Consider the following 15,675-nt stretch of genomic DNA (forward strand, 5'->3'; position numbering starts at 1 on the left):
ATTTTTATATTTATGAGGTGATCGAATTGCAATGGACAACAGAACAGCGTTATACACGTATTGAAGATATCTCTGAAAAAGATTGGAAAGAGTTAAAAAAACAAGTGGATCGTTCTCCATGGCGCCAGACGTATCATATACAGCCAGAAACAGGTTTATTAAATGACCCGAATGGCTTTTCTTTTTATAACGGAGAATACCATTTGTTTTATCAGTGGTTTCCCCTTGGCCCTGTCCATGGGATTAAGTATTGGTATCACACAAAATCAAAAGACCTCGTTCACTGGGAAAATGCCGGCATCGCAATTCGTCCAAATGACGAGATCGACAGCCACGGTGCTTATTCAGGAAGCGGCATTGAGCACAACGGCCAGCTTTACTTAATGTACACCGGCAATACACGTGATGAACAATGGGTACGCCACCCGAAGCAAAACATCGCCGTTATGGACGAACAAGGCATTATCAAAAAATGGGAAACACCTGTTATTGATCACGTTCCGGACGGGTACACCGACCATTTCCGTGACCCGAAAGTATGGAAAGAAAACAACACGTTTTATTCCATTATCGGCGCACAGCGAATCGATAAAACCGGCTGCGCCGTGTTATACAGTTCGCCGGATATGAAAAATTGGACATTTAAAGGGGAAATCCAAACCGATTTGCCTCATTTCGGCTACATGTGGGAATGCCCTGATTATTTTACCGTTGACGGGCAGGGTATTTTCGTTTTTTCCCCACAAGGCATTGCGCCAGACGGCGATCAGTATCATAATATTTATCAATCCGGTTATGTATTGGGGAATTTGGATGTTCAAACACAAACAATGCAGCACAGCGAGTTTCATGAATTGGATCGTGGATTTGACTTTTACGCTCCACAAACGATGGAAGCACCAGATGGACGCCGTATTTTAGTCGGCTGGATGGGCCTTCCGGAAATGGCGTATCCGACAGATGAACACGGCTGGGCGCATTGCCTAACGCTTCCTCGTGAAATCACGATTGAAAATGGACGGCTTATGCAGCGGCCGGTGCGCGAGCTGAAAAACTTGCGCGGCATTAAGATGGAAGCGTCTGCCCAGCTGCATGATGAAGTAAAGACATTCGACAGCTTCAGCGGCACTGCATTTGAACTAGTTTGCTCGTTCGAAATACAAGATGCCGATTCGTGCGGCATTGAAATTCGGGTAAATGAAACAGAAAAAACCGTTATCACGTATGATGCGATCCATCAAAGATTGAGTTTGGACAGAACATATTCCGGCGCTCTGGCTGACTCGGAGTACGGAACAGTCCGCAGCTGTTTTTTAGATACAAAACACGTCACGTTTCATTTATTTGTCGATTCTTCTTCATTGGAACTATTCGTAAATGACGGATTAGAAGTATTCACAAGCCGTATTTTTCCGAGCGAAGACTGCACAGGTATCCGCTTTTTTGCAAAAGGCGGCCGCGCATCTTGCCAGGCGGTTAAATGGACGATTGGGGGATGAAAATGGGAACGTTGTATTCAATCGGAGAAGTGTTAATTGATTTTATTCCACTGCAAAAAGGACAGGCCCTCAAGGATGTGGTTTCATTTGAGCGCGCGCCAGGCGGGGCTCCAGCAAACGTAGCGGCTGCTGTGTCAAAGCTTGGTGGAAAATCGGCGATGATAACTAAACTCGGGGCCGACGCGTTTGGCGACTTCTTACTGGAAAAGCTGGACGAAGCCGGTGTTGAAACAAAACATGTCATCCGTACAAACGAAGCAAACACGGCTCTCGCTTTCGTTTCGCTTCGTGAAGACGGAGAGCGTGATTTTTCTTTTTACCGAAAACCGTGTGCCGACTTGCTGATGACAGAAGATGAAGTGGATGAATCACTGTTTGCGTCCGGCGACATTTTGCATTTCTGCTCAGTTGATTTAGTTGAAAGCCCGATGAAGCATGCACACATCAAAGCGATCAATTCAGCGAAGCAGCGCGGCGCTTTAGTGAGCTTCGACCCAAATGTCCGGCTGCCGCTTTGGGATAGCCCGGATGCATGCCGCGAAACGATTTTAGCGTTTATTCCAAAAGCTCATCTTGTCAAAATTTCAGACGAAGAATTGGAGTTTATCACCGGGCTGTCAGATGAAAAAGCGGCCATTGATTCTCTTTTTACCGGTGATGTAAAAGCTGTCGTTTATACACGCGGCGCGGCTGGCGCAACACTGTTCGTCAACGGGGCTGAAATTCAAGCAGACGGCTTTTCTGTGCAAGTCCAGGATACAACCGGTGCGGGAGATGCGTTTATCGGTAGCTTTTTATTTAAGATGCTCGAAGCAGGCACCACACTGGAAAATATGGAAGATGTATTAGTCCGAAATGGTAAAGAAATTGTAAGATTCGCCAATGCAGCGGGCGCGTTTACAACGACTGGCAAAGGAGCCATCTCAGCGCTTCCTTCACCGCAGCAAATGGAAAACATGCTGAAGCCTCGCTAATGCAGGGGATTGGTTATGTGGATTTAATCCCTTTCTTTCATGTTTCAGCAATCCACCTATCTTTATTTAAACAACTCTTTTCCTATAAACCGAATAAAAAAAGCAGCGCAGTTAATGCGCTGCTTTTTGAATATTAGTTTGCGTTCATTGCATTATAAATGGCGACTGTGAATGCTTCGCGCGTCGCATTTTCAGATCCGTTGAACGTATCTTTCTGGAAAAAACCAGTTTCATCAACAGCTGCAACTGCTATAATCCCCTTGTAAGCCCAGTGGCTGGAGCTGACGTCTGAATACATAGTACCCGCTGCTATAGTTGGAAGCTCACTTTGAAATGCACGATAAATAATAATCGCCATTTCATTACGGGTCATTTCATTATAAGGACGAAATGTTTGATCATCAAATCCATTAATGATGCCTGATTCCTGTATAGCCGCTATATCAGCTGCAAATGAATTCTCTGCTGAAACATCTGTAAATTTTGATGATGATTGTAATGAAAGACCTAGAACCCGATTTAAAATTGCCGCAGCTTGACCGCGCGTTACTTGTTCATCCGGGCGAAATGTATAATCATTGTATCCATTAATGACTTTGCTGTCTGTTAATGTTTTAATTGCCTGATACGTAACAGCGAATTTTGAAACATCTGTAAACCAATTCGGCGTGACAGCAGATGCCTTTTCCGCCAATACCCGTTTCGCCCCGGCATATTTTGATCCCCAATATGAATCATTCATTGAAACAAGCGTGATTCCTTTGCTTGAGGTCGCATTCAACACCTGGTTGTTTCCTGCATATATACCAACATGGGAAATGCCTTTTTTATATGTATTTGCGTAAAAAATTAAGTCACCGATCTGCAGATCACTTTTCTCAACAGATTTCCCTACATTATATTGTTCTCCCGTCGTACGCGGCAATGAGATGCCTGCAACATTCTTGTATATGTATTGAGTAAATCCAGAGCAGTCGAACCCACTTGGTGTAGTGCCTCCAAATAAGTACGGTACACCTATGAACTTTTTCCCGTAAGCGACGACTGATTCACCGACTGATGCGGCTTCTGTTTTGATAGATGCCAGCGGGGACATGCTTAAAAACAATATTACAGCTAAAAATGAAAAAACTGCTTTTTTGCAACTTTTCACACCGTACCTCCCCGATTCTCTCATTCTTATTTCCTCTATATCTTCCTTATAAATCTCATTCTAGCAAAAATAAACATTACATAGTTTTACGTTAAAATTACAGTTTCGATTAATTTCGTAACAATCGAAACTGTAAATTCTAGAAAAAAAATAAAAAAAGGAGCTTTTTCAGCTCCTTCCTCCCCTGATTTTCGGATTTTTGGATTAAATTGTATTTTGATTCCTGATCCAAAAATCTTTCACGAGCTTTTCATCAGGAAAATGAACAACATTTTTCTTTTTTTTGATTCCGATTTCTTTACATCATACTATTATGATGAGTGGATGATTTTACTTTCATTTTTGCGGCTCCATGCACTGAATCCACCTTTTAAGTGTGTTACATCATCAAATCCGAGGTGCTTCATGACACTCGCAGCAATCGCTGAACGCGCACCTGATTGGCAATGAATAAGCACCGGTTTTGATTGATCAAGCGCTGATCCTTCTTTGCGAAGACGGCCCAGCATTTTATGATCCGCTTCTTTCATGTGACCTTGCTTCCATTCGTTGTCGTTACGCACGTCAATCAATTGCGCATCTTCTTTCAGCTGTTCAAATTGATCAACTTCCACTGTTTTATACGTTTCCTTTGCAACACTTGCCATCGTTTCAGGCGTTGCTAATTTGACAACATCATCGAGGTGGATAGACTGAAGCGCAATTAAAGCTTCTTTCACGTTTTCTTTTTTAACAATTAGCATCATTTGTTCATCATACCCGATCAGCCAGCCAGCCCAGCTTGTGAGCATTTTGCCGAATGGAATATTGATCGCGCCTTTCACAAACCCTTTTTCAAATTCTGAAGCCAGACGTGTGTCAAGAATGACATGTTTGCCCTCTTTTGCCCACTCAACAACTTCATCTGCGCTGTCTGCCCATTCAGGTCCTTTGCCGTCAACAATTGCGGGACCAGCTTTGTTCACACGCTTCATTTCCGCAAAGTAGATTGGTGCTTCCGGCTGGTCTTTCAACAACTCATAGACAAACTCTTTTTCATTGTCAATTTTCATCGCCCAGTTGAATTGTTTTTCATAGCCAACTGTTGATGATGGAACAGCGCCAATTGATTTTCCGCATGCGCTGCCCGCACCGTGCGCCGGCCATACCATCATATAATCTGGAAGCCTTTTAAAGCGCTGAACCGATTGGAACATTTGCTTCGCGCCGCTGTCAGCCATTCCTTGAATACCCGCTGCTTTTTCCAGCAAATCCGGACGGCCAATGTCGCCGACAAACACGAAGTCGCCAGTGAATATACCCATCGGTTTTGATGCACCGCCGCCAACGTCCGTTAAGACGAATGAGATACTCTCTGGTGTATGTCCGGGTGTATGCATGACTTCGAACTCAATATTGCCGATTTTGAATTTTGCACCGTCTTTTACTAACTCTGCATTCATACCGTCTGTGTATTGGTACTTCCAGTTTTCATCTCCTTCATCTGACAAATACAGCTTCACACCGTGTTTAACTGCTAATTGGTGTGCGCCTGAAACGAAATCGGCGTGGATATGTGTTTCAGCAGCGGCTGTAATCTTCATGCCTTCTTTTTTTGCCGCTTCAATAATATGGTCAACATAGCGGGGCGGATCGATAATGATCGCTTCTCCTGTACGCTGGCATCCAACTAAATATGCATATTGAGCTAATTTTTCATCAAAAAATGAACGAAATAACATATATACTATTCTCCTTTCGTTTCTGGCATTTCCATATACCCATAAAGGTATACCAATACTAGCATGCGTATATTTCGTTTACAACTCTTTTGCTTTAGTTTTTTTCATGAAAAAATAAAGGTTACATATAATCCAAACATGATCATTGTCGCAACAATGATGCCGGTCAGGAGCAGCACGCTGTTTTTTTCCGGTTTAAATACTTCATTATCAATCGTTTTGATTTTTGCAAAGTAGCTGTACGTTGAAAAGCTAATAACAAAAAGGCCTGATATGACCGCTGTAATGCCAATAATATTGGCCATTAAATCCGCTTTGGCAGAGTGCTGCGATAGAAAATTAAAATGAAGATTGATAACCAGAAATCCGATCCCAATAATTGCAATCGCTGTCCGCACCCACGCAAGATATGTCCTCTCATTTGCCAAATGCTGCTGAATAAATTTTGAGCTTTTTGTTTTTTCCATCTTCTCACCTCTCATAAATTATACCCATTATGGTATAAAATTGAACCATTCTGCTTATACTACACACGTTACCCTCAAAATTTTTTCTAAAAATAGAAAGATGTTTAACGAATCCTCTCATATCCTTTATAATAAGAAGGATATTGAGAAAAGGAAGGTGAGCAGCTATCGATGCGCTGCAAATTGCAAACGACTTAAAGAAGAAAATGGATGAACAATCCGTGCATCCATTGTTTCCACTTGAAAAGCATACGTATACGAAAACAGGCGGAACGGCAGATGTGTTCATAAAGCCTAAACATATAGACGACCTGCAAACGGTCATTAACTATGCAAAAGCACATAAGATTCCATTAACCATTTTAGGAAACGGCTCAAACGTCCTCGTTCGGGATAAAGGATTACGGGGAATTGTTATTGCGCTTGAGCGTTTTGACCGAATTCATGTGGAGGGCACCTCTATTACGGCCGGCAGCGGCGCAAAAATTATTGATGTTTCCCGGATAGCGCTTGATTATCACTTAACCGGTCTTGAATTTGCTTGTGGTATTCCTGGTTCTGTTGGAGGCGCCCTTGTGATGAATGCTGGCGCTTACGGTGGCGAAACGTCTACTGTTTTGAAAAAAGCGACAGTTCTTTCTTATGACGGCGACTTGATTACACTAGGCGAAGATGATTTCCACTTCGGTTATCGAAAAAGTGTGTTTACCGAGAAAGACTATATTATTTTAGAGGCTGTTTTTGACCTGAAGCCGGGGAACCATGAAGAAATTAAAGAAGCGATGGATACATTCACTGCGCTTCGCGAATCCAAACAACCGCTTGAATATCCTTCATGCGGCAGCGTATTTAAGCGTCCGACCGGTTATTTTGCCGGGAAATTGATCCAAGACAGCGGCCTGCAGGGAACACGTATTGGCGGCGCGGAAATTTCAACGAAGCATGCCGGATTTATCGTCAATGTAGACGGCGCTTCTTCAAGCGATTACTTGAATTTGATCCGCCACGCCCAGCAAACCGTCTTTGAAAAATTCGGTGTAGAATTAGAAACAGAAGTGAAAATTATTGGTGAAGAATAAGCAAAAAGCCGCTTTCTATTGATTGAAGCGGCTTTTTTGCTATGGTTGGTGTACAATTACGCAAACGATAATGCATCAACCAAAAAATTGAAAAACAGATCGGGAGTATTTGCCTAACGACTGGATTATGATTTTTTCGATCGTGCAATTATGGAATTCGGCTTGCTGAAACAAATTTAATTATGGATTCTTTTTTAAACTTCTCGATAGAAGGAGTTTTATTATGTTGACCGCAGTTCATTTTTCTTATTTTCGCTAGTATTGGTATTTGTTACTTCTATTTTTCAATGTGTTACTTAAATCATTTTTCCTTTTTCAAGCCCAATAGTTCATTAAATTGTTAATGTACCCTGCATCTTTTAACCGAACAAAAAAGAGTTCTGCCTGAAAAAAGCAGAACTACGAATGTGTGTATGAATAAACGAAACAATAAAGCTTATCAATCTCTTCCTTTAAAAAAGAACAGTACATAATATTTGACTTTGTATAAGAATAATAAGTTAAACTTATTATTAGAATAAAAAATCTAAATTTTCGATCATTTTCTAAACCATTGCCACAAGACGGATCGATAGATTTTAACTAAGTTAGGAGGAAAAGAATTGACGAATCGAATACATCCTGGGATTAAAAAAATCCTTCACAATATTGAAAAAGTGATAGCGGGAAAACAGGAAGTGGCTAAATTAAGCCTGGTGGCGCTGTTAGCTGATGGACATTTGCTGCTTGAAGATGTGCCGGGTGTCGGAAAGACGATGATGGTTCGGGCGCTTTCAAAGTCGATCAGCGCAGAGCTGCGGAGAATTCAGTTTACACCAGACCTGCTTCCTTCTGATGTAATGGGCGTGTCGATTTATAATCCGCGGGACATGGATTTTCAGTTTTATCCGGGCCCTATTATGGGAAATATCATTCTCGCCGATGAAATTAACCGAACGTCGCCTAAAACCCAATCCGCCTTGCTCGAAGGAATGGAAGAAAACAGCATTACAGTTGATGGCGTTACTTACAACCTGGAAAAACCGTTTTTTGTGATGGCTACGCAAAACCCAATTGAATACGAAGGGACCTATCCTCTTCCGGAAGCCCAGCTTGACCGTTTCCTGTTGAAAATGAAAATGGGCTATCCTACTCTGGATGAAGAAATAGATGTATTACAACGGGCGCAAAAAGTCTCCCCCATTGATAACCTGCATCCGGTTATCAGCCTTCAAGAACTTCGGCAGCTGCAGCTCGATATAAAAGAAGTGTATGTTGATGAATCAATGAGAAGATATATCGTCGAACTTTCCAGCCATACCCGCTCACATGAAAATGTGTTTTTAGGTGTTAGTCCCCGTGGCTCCATCGCCATGATGAAAGCGTCACAGGCGCTGGCCTTTATTCATGAAAGAGATTATGTGCTTCCTGATGATATTCAGTATCTTGCCCCGTTTGTTTTTGCCCATAGAATCATTCTCAGACCAGAAGCCCGATTTGAAAGAGTACAAATAGAAGACGTGATTGAGCAAGTGATCAGCCGGGTATCTGTACCCATTCAAAAGCACGTGGCAAAATATGAATAAAACGTTTTTGAAGATGAAAGAACCTGGCAGAGTCATTTTTTTAATCGGATTGACTGTTCTTGCTTTCTCGTATGCTATGTTTCAAGGAGGATTTGTCAGCTGGTTTTTATTTTACAGCTCTCTTCCGTTTATCATTTATGCGCTCAGCGTATTTTTTTATCCTTTGTCTTGTACAGCTGAAAGAATATTATCGAAGCAGGAATTTATTTTTAATGAACCTGTCCGAATTGAAGTGACTATCGTCAGAAAGAGCCGCTTTCCGCTTTTTTACATGATCCTGGAAGAGCAGGAGGAAGAATCTTTCATGCTAAAAGAAAAGCACCAGCAGAAAATACTTTTGCTGCCCGGCTTTAAAAAAACGCTTCAATTCGAATATGAGATTGATCAACTGCCGAGAGGGGAACACCATTTTACTGGGATTCGTATGAAAACAGGAGATTTATTCGGATTCATTGAAAAAGAAAAGCTGATTCTCCTGGAAAATAAAATAGTGGTTTACCCACCTTATGAAGAATTAAGTTACCGCCCGTTTGCCGGACAGGCTGATCAAGGTATGGCCATTACAACTAGACGAGTTTATCCAGATCAGGATATGGCTATGTCTGTTGGGATTCGCAACTACCAGCCGGGCGACCGCTTATCCTTGATTAACTGGAAAGCGACCGCCAAACGAAATGACCTGATGACCAAAGAGTTTGAGCAGCACCGGTCTCACGATTTGATGATTGTGATGGATTGCATTCCTGCTTCGCAATTTGAAGCGGTCGTTTCGTTTACCGCTTCTGCCATCAGAGGCATGATACGGACAGGGGCACAAGTCGGCTTGCTGACGGTGAGTGATGAAAGGCACAGTTTCACGATGCGCGGTGGAGGCATGCAAGAGCAGCGGCTTTTTTATCATCTGGCGAAAATTAAGGATAGAAGCACTGTTTCGTTTGCCCGGGTGTTGGAGAAAGAAACTTTTCTTGCTCAGCAAGGCAGTACACTCATGCTTGTAACGTCCCAGCTGACCGATGAAGTGGTCGAAAGAGTCCGCTATTATTCTCGCAGAAGCCAGTCCGTCACTATATTTCTTGTCAACGGCAAACAAGAGGCTGGGTCAGATAAACGAATAGCTGATACGACTGAAATCCATGTCCGCGTTGTACAAGAAGGCCAATTTGAGAAAGCCTTTCCGGAGGTGAACGGCAGATGAATCAAAAGAGCGCGAAGCGGAATATCGATTTTTTTATTTTGTATGTTTTCAGTTTTCTTCTCCTATGGGAATGGTTAAGACCGGTAGAACAGCTAACGGGCACGAGCTCTATCAGCTCTTTTCTTGGTTTTGTTTTTGGATCGCTGCTGCTGGCTTTTTTGGGCTTCCCATTAGCGCCAACTGCTGTTTTAAAGCTGATTTATATTCTTTTTACGATTCAATCCATTTACTATGGAAACGCCGGCACATCGATCGACTTGTTTTTAAACGATCTATCTCAAAATGCAGGATCGATTTTGAAAGGCCAGTGGGCAGAGATGTCAGATTCATTCCGAACATTACTGTTCTTTGCCCTTCTCTGGATAACAACGTATTTAATCCACTATTGGCTGATTGCGCGTAAAAATATCTTGTTCTTTTTTTTGGCGACACTCATTTTTATTACGGTATTAGATGCTTTTTCTCCATATGAAGCAGAGGAAGCCATCATCAGGTCGGTCCTGACCGGCTTTTCCTTGATGGGAATACTGACGTTCCGCCGGCTGGCCGATTCCGAGAACATTCAAAAAAGGAGCAGAATCAAGCGGAAATGGATGTTCTCTCTGGCTGTCATGATTGCAGGAAGTGCGGCCATCGCTTATGCCGCGCCAAAAGCGGACCCGGTCTGGCCTAATCCCGTTCCTTTCATGAATTCACTGAGCGGCTCTGGGAATACAGCCCCGGATGAGACGGAACAGAGCGGATTCAGGTCAGATGATTCCTCACTCGGCGGCCCTTTTTTGCCTTCCAATACAGTCGCGTTTACAGCCGAAGTGGAAGAGCCGCATTACTGGAAAGTGGATACGAGAGATGTATATACCGGAAAAGGCTGGATTTCTTCCCGTCAAAACGAGCAGCCGCTGAATTTCGGGCGGAATGTCCCCTCTTCTCTTTTCTCCTTTACAGAAAAGGTTCCTTCAGAAGAAAGGACAAGCATCGTATACAATGAAGAAGACCATGCACATATTCAATATCCGCACGGCTTGCAAAGAATTGTTGCAACTTCTTCTTACCGTTATCAGCTGAATCAGGTGACAAATAAAATAACGGCTCTCAACGGCTCTGAACAAGAAGCTCCTGCATCGTATTCTGTTCAGTATGAGCACCCCTCTTTTCAGGCAGAGGATCTTCAAGCAAGTTCACCTGAGGAAGCCGACCGCTCTTTTCGGGCCATTGCCAATACGTATACGCAGCTTCCCGAAAACGTGCCGCCGGAGATCAGGGAACTTGCGTTAGACATTACGCGGGGACATAAAACATGGTTCGATAAAGCAAAAGCGATTGAAACGTATTTCAGTTCCAGCGGCTTCACCTATGAGCAAGTGGATGTGCCTGTTCCGTCAGAAGACGAGGACTATGTCGCCCAATTTTTATTTGATACAAAACGTGGATACTGTGACAACTTTTCCACTTCCATGGCTGTCTTGTTGCGAACGCTTGATATCCCCACACGCTGGGTAAAAGGCTACACAGAAGGAACTTACCTGGAAACAACTGAAGCCGAAAATAGAATCTATCAGGTAACCAGTGAAAATGCCCATTCATGGGTGGAAGTGTATTTTCCAAATATCGGCTGGGTCCCTTTTGAGCCTACACAAGGGTTTACCAATGAGGAAGTACCTGAATTAGAGGGAATAACGGAGACATCTGCGGAGGAAGAAACTGTAGAAACACCAGCTGAAACACCAGAGCAGCCTGTATTAGAAGAGCCGGAACAGAAAAAAGAAATCAATGATGCTTCTCAGGAAGCGCCGCAGCTGAATGCAGGATTATTCCTAAAAACAAACTGGCAAAATATTGTTGTCATCCTTACTGCAGCTTTCATCATAGCCGCTTTGGGCTACCGGTCCCGGAGAAAATGGCTGCCTTTCTATTATATTTTCATTTATAAACGAGATCGACAGGATCACCATTTTCCAAAGGCGTACCTCGTTCTTCTCACTCAGCTTGAGCGCTGTGGGTTAAAAAGGAAAGCTGGGCAAACATTGAGAGAATACGCCAAGGAAATTGACTTACTTTTCTCCAGCAGCTCAATGACCCGTCTTACAAGCTGGTATGAACAATATTTATACAGAGGTAGTCTTCCTGAAGGAGCATGGGAAAATGCAAGGAACGAATGGGAATCCCTTATGAAGAAAACACGTTAAAGCTTTTTGTACCATCTGGGCTGATAAAATAATTTGCCGAATCTGCTATGAAACATTCCAAATTTGAATATACCGTTCCTGTATGGATCTTCTCCACAAAAAAGCCGTCCAGAATCTTCATTTCCGGACGGCTAAACCTTTTATTTTTTCTGATTGTAAAACTCCGCTGGAATAGAGGCAAAATGGCGGCGGTGATACAGCATCGGATCTTTATCGGTGTCGATTTGGATATCGTCCACTTCTCCGATTAAAATCGTATGGTCCCCTGCCTCAACCGTTTTGAAGATTTTACATTGAAGAACCGCAAATGCGCCTTCAATAATTGGCAGATTGTGCTCAGGCGAGAAAGACCATTCACACGTGCTGAAGCGATCTACGCCTTTTTTTGCAAAGTTCATGCAGACGTCCTGCTGGTTTCCTGCTAAAATGTGAACGGCAAATTTTCCGCCTTTCACAAATTCTTGAATCGTTGATACTTTGTGATCAATGGACCACAAAATTAAAAGCGGATCGAGTGAAACGGATGCGAATGAATTAACAGTCAATCCAATTGGTTCACTATTTGAGGCGGTTGCGGTCACGATTGTGACACCTGTCGGGTAGTTGCCCATTGCGTCTTTAAACAATTGCTGTTTTTGTTCGTCTGCCATGCTGTTTCCCCCTTTGATTAGTAATCCCTTTTATCGTATCGTTCCTTTCTATTTTTTGCCACTTTTAAATTCAAAAAAAACCGCCTCAAAAAATAGAGACAGCTTTGTTTTAAGGCGGAATATTTTATTTTAAACTGGAATGTACTGCGTTTGGGCCGATAAAACTTTTTTCCTCACCGGCCCCCGTCAGTGCAGAACCACCCCAAACACTCCATTTGTTACATTATTTTTCTGACTTCAACCGGAATCAACAGTTCTTCAATCTTTTCCCGGTGAATTTCGTACTGCGGCGGCAGCTTCAAGCTTTCGCCCATGTGCTCCGGTGCTTCGTCAATAGAAAATCCTGGAGTATCTGTGGCGATTTCAAACAAGATATGACCGTGCTCCCGAAAATAAATGGCGTTAAAGTATTGGCGGTCGGTAACCTGTGTCACTCCGTAGCCTTCGTTTGCGACGAGTTTTTGCCATTCGAGCTGATCATCGTCGTCTTTTGCACGCCAGGCAATATGGTGAACGGTACCGGCACCCATTTGACCACGTCCGGATGATGTTGTTTTCACATCAATCACGTTGCCGATCTCCCCTGCAGCACGGAACCGGATCAAGCCGCCCTCTTCAGCAACCCGCTCCAACCCCATCACGTGTTGAAGCAACCAGGCTGTTTTTTCCGGCTGCGCAGAAAATAAAACCGCGCCGCCAAAACCTTTAATCGCAACATCCGGCGTCACACCGTTAAATGCCCAGCTGTTTTGTCGGCCTTCTTCCCGTTCTACCATTTCAAGCTGGAGCCCATGTGGATCGCCAAACGCCAAATATTGCTCGCCGAACCGTTCTTGTTTTGAAAAAGGAATGGAAAAAGAATGAAGCCGCTTTTCCCAGAAAGAAAGCGCACCAGCCGGTACCACATAGGTTGTTACACCGACCTGTCCATCCCCGATCATGCCTCTTTGTGCGCCAGGCCATGGAAAAAATGTGATGATGGTTCCCGGACTCCCCGCTTTGTCACCAAAGTACAGATGATACGTACCGGGGTCATCAAAATTAACCGTTTTTTTTACTAAACGCAAGCCGAGAACCGCTGCGTAAAAATCAACGTTTTCCTGTGGATCACCAACGATCGCCGTAATATGATGGATACCTGCTGTTTGCTTCATGTTTCTCCCTCCTTTTTTACCCTAATAGTGCATCAAGTGCATAACGGCCAGGACCAGTTAATGCGACCCCTAATGCCACTGCCAGCAAGATCAAATTATACTCATAACCATTTTGCGTGCTCCAAAATCCATTTGGTCCGTGAACTTTTACAATCGCAATAATCATCGTTCCTGCAATCAGAATGCCGGCAAGCGGCGTCAGTAAACCAAGTGCAAATAACGCGCCACCTACAAATTCCGCAAGACCCGCCAAAAGCGCCACCGTGTAGCCGGGCTTCATGCCGATCGAATCAAACCAGCCGCCTGTTCCTTTCAAGCCATAGCCGCCAAACCATCCAAATAATTTTTGGGCACCGTGACCGACAAACGCTAAACCAATGACCAACCGAATAAGTAACAAACCTGCATCTAACATGTATTCTTCCTCCTAATGATTTTATCTTGAATTCGAGATATATAATTAAAAAAAGACGATTACTTTTTTGAATTTATTCCAGGTATTTATCTTGAATTCGAGATAATAATATCAGCTTTTCATAAAGTCGTCAACCTGTTTCCTTATATTTTTTATAAATAGGATAAAGAAACAGGTTGAACTCAAAACTTATTCAATTGTCGGGTCATACTTGTTTATTTTCTAAAATTTGCTCTCATTAATTAACCGGTCTTCTTCCAAGTAATTAACGGTCGAAATGATAACCGTGACGGTTGAAATAAAATTATTTCGATCGTCATCACAAATAAATCGACTGTTAACTTCATTCATTCGATCATTAAAAAGCGGCTGGTGAACAATTCACCAGCCGCTTTTTTATCCTTTTACTTCAATCATTACCGCATCGCCCTGTCCGCTTCCTGAACAGATCGCGGCAATCCCGATGCCGCCGCCGCGGCGGCGCAGTTCATATGCGAGTGTGAGAATGATGCGCGCACCGCTCGCACCAATGGGATGGCCAAGCGCGACTGCGCCGCCATTGACGTTTACTTTTTCCGGTTCAATGCCGGCAATTTTGTTGCTGGCCAGCGCGACTGCCGCAAATGCTTCGTTAATTTCAAATAAATCAATGTCGCCCAATGATTTGCCTGTTTTCTTTAAGATTTCATTAATAACGAGACCCGGTGTTTGCGGGAATTTCTCTGCTTCGACTGCGATTTCAGCATGTCCAATGACTGTGGCAAGAACAGCCTTTCCTTCTTTTCCAGCTCTTTCATCGCTCATCAATACAAGAGCTGCGGCACCATCATTGATTCCGGGTGCGTTACCCGCTGTAATGGTGCCGTCTTTCCCGAATGCTGGAAGGAGTTTCGTGAGCATGTCTTTTGTTGTGTCTTTACGTGGTGCTTCATCTGTATCAATAATGATTGGACTTCCTTTTCGCTGTGGTACTTCCACAGGCACGATCTCTTCCGCTAGTGTGCCGTTTTCAATCGCTGCAATGGCACGTTCATGGCTGCGGACTGCCCAATCATCCTGCGCCTCGCGGGACAATTCTAATTCTTTCGCTGTGGTATTTCCATAGTTGCCCATGTGCACACCGGTAAAACTGCACGATAAGCCGTCATGAATCATTAAATCAACCATCGGTACGTCACCCATCCGCGCGCCCCATCGTGCTTTAAACACTGCATACGGCACGTTCGACATCGATTCCATGCCGCCGGCCAAGATTATTTCTTCATCACCGGCGCGGATAATCTGATCAGCCATTGTTACGCTGCGAAGACCGGACGCACACACTTTATTTATCGTTTCAGTTTTTATTTCCCAGGGAATACCGGCCTCGCGTGCTGCCTGGCGTGAAGGAATTTGTCCCTGACCCGCCTGCAGTACATTGCCGAACAGGACTTCATCCAGCTCTTCTGATTTAACATCTGCCCTCTTCAGTGCTTCTTTCATCGCAATACCGCCGAGTTGTGAAGCCGTTAATGATGCAAGAGAACCGCCGAATTTTCCAAACGGCGTACGCGCCCCTTCAATAATTACTGTCTTTACCATTTAATTCACCTCTGAAAGTTTCGGCATCACTGTAAA

The 15,675-nt window shown here is 43.6% G+C and carries 13 protein-coding genes; 6 read left to right on the plus strand and 7 right to left on the minus strand.

Going from position 1 to position 15,675, the window contains the following annotated elements:
* The first annotated feature begins 26 nt into the window (after positions 1-26).
* Both BA724_RS01425 and BA724_RS01430 read left to right on the plus strand, forming a co-directional pair.
* Positions 27-1,499, plus strand: a complete 1,473-nt coding sequence (locus tag BA724_RS01425; protein WP_069937014.1) for a glycoside hydrolase family 32 protein — start codon at positions 27-29, stop codon at positions 1,497-1,499.
* Between the two features lie 2 nt (positions 1,500-1,501).
* Positions 1,502-2,473: a carbohydrate kinase family protein gene (locus tag BA724_RS01430; protein WP_069936929.1), complete on the plus strand. Its 972-nt coding sequence runs from the start codon at positions 1,502-1,504 to the stop codon at positions 2,471-2,473.
* A 133-nt stretch (positions 2,474-2,606) separates the two neighbouring features.
* Here BA724_RS01430 and BA724_RS01435 read toward each other — a convergent pair whose 3' ends face one another.
* The 3 genes from BA724_RS01435 to BA724_RS01445 form a co-directional block, all read right to left on the minus strand.
* Positions 2,607-3,626, minus strand: a complete 1,020-nt coding sequence (locus BA724_RS01435) for a C40 family peptidase (RefSeq protein ID WP_083255995.1) — start codon at positions 3,624-3,626, stop codon at positions 2,607-2,609.
* 311 nt (positions 3,627-3,937) lie between these two features.
* Complete coding sequence (locus BA724_RS01440; RefSeq protein ID WP_069936930.1) at positions 3,938-5,347, minus strand: MBL fold metallo-hydrolase; 1,410 nt, start codon at positions 5,345-5,347, stop codon at positions 3,938-3,940.
* 104 nt (positions 5,348-5,451) lie between these two features.
* The gene (locus BA724_RS01445; protein WP_083255996.1) at positions 5,452-5,814 is read right to left on the minus strand and encodes a YidH family protein; all 363 of its coding nucleotides are present in this window, start codon (positions 5,812-5,814) and stop codon (positions 5,452-5,454) included.
* Positions 5,815-6,020: 206 nt separating this feature from the next.
* Here BA724_RS01445 and murB point away from each other — a divergent pair, with 206 nt between their 5' ends.
* The 4 genes from murB to BA724_RS01465 all read left to right on the plus strand — a co-directional run bounded on the left by murB (position 6,021) and on the right by BA724_RS01465 (position 11,839).
* Positions 6,021-6,893 (plus strand): UDP-N-acetylmuramate dehydrogenase, encoded by an 873-nt coding sequence (gene murB, locus BA724_RS01450; RefSeq protein WP_083255997.1) that lies wholly within the window; start codon positions 6,021-6,023, stop codon positions 6,891-6,893.
* A 602-nt stretch (positions 6,894-7,495) separates the two neighbouring features.
* Complete coding sequence (locus BA724_RS01455; RefSeq protein WP_069936933.1) at positions 7,496-8,458, plus strand: AAA family ATPase; 963 nt, start codon at positions 7,496-7,498, stop codon at positions 8,456-8,458.
* Positions 8,451-9,653, plus strand: a complete 1,203-nt coding sequence (locus BA724_RS01460; RefSeq protein ID WP_069936934.1) for a DUF58 domain-containing protein — start codon at positions 8,451-8,453, stop codon at positions 9,651-9,653. The genes BA724_RS01455 and BA724_RS01460 overlap by 8 nt, the downstream gene beginning before the upstream one ends.
* Positions 9,650-11,839 carry a DUF4129 domain-containing transglutaminase family protein gene (locus BA724_RS01465; RefSeq protein WP_069936935.1) on the plus strand — a complete coding sequence of 730 codons (2,190 nt, stop codon included), beginning with the start codon at positions 9,650-9,652 and terminating at the stop codon, positions 11,837-11,839. Before BA724_RS01460 ends, BA724_RS01465 begins: the two co-directional genes overlap by 4 nt.
* Before the next feature lie 140 nt (positions 11,840-11,979).
* On the opposite strand, the gene BA724_RS01470 is transcribed toward BA724_RS01465, so the two are convergent.
* The 4 genes from BA724_RS01470 to BA724_RS01485 all read right to left on the minus strand — a co-directional run bounded on the left by BA724_RS01470 (position 11,980) and on the right by BA724_RS01485 (position 15,639).
* Positions 11,980-12,489, minus strand: coding sequence for a flavin reductase family protein (locus BA724_RS01470; RefSeq protein WP_069936936.1), 510 nt, complete (start codon positions 12,487-12,489; stop codon positions 11,980-11,982).
* A gap of 218 nt (positions 12,490-12,707) precedes the next feature.
* Positions 12,708-13,643: a ring-cleaving dioxygenase gene (locus tag BA724_RS01475; RefSeq protein WP_069936937.1), complete on the minus strand. Its 936-nt coding sequence runs from the start codon at positions 13,641-13,643 to the stop codon at positions 12,708-12,710.
* Between the two features lie 16 nt (positions 13,644-13,659).
* Positions 13,660-14,058: a DoxX family protein gene (locus BA724_RS01480; RefSeq protein WP_069936938.1), complete on the minus strand. Its 399-nt coding sequence runs from the start codon at positions 14,056-14,058 to the stop codon at positions 13,660-13,662.
* A 396-nt stretch (positions 14,059-14,454) separates the two neighbouring features.
* Positions 14,455-15,639, minus strand: a complete 1,185-nt coding sequence (locus tag BA724_RS01485; RefSeq protein WP_069936939.1) for an acetyl-CoA C-acetyltransferase — start codon at positions 15,637-15,639, stop codon at positions 14,455-14,457.
* Positions 15,640-15,675: the final 36 nt, after the last annotated feature.

Origin of the sequence: Domibacillus iocasae, from assembly GCF_001750285.1 — a bacterium.
Lineage (GTDB): Bacteria > Bacillota > Bacilli > Bacillales > Domibacillaceae > Domibacillus > Domibacillus iocasae.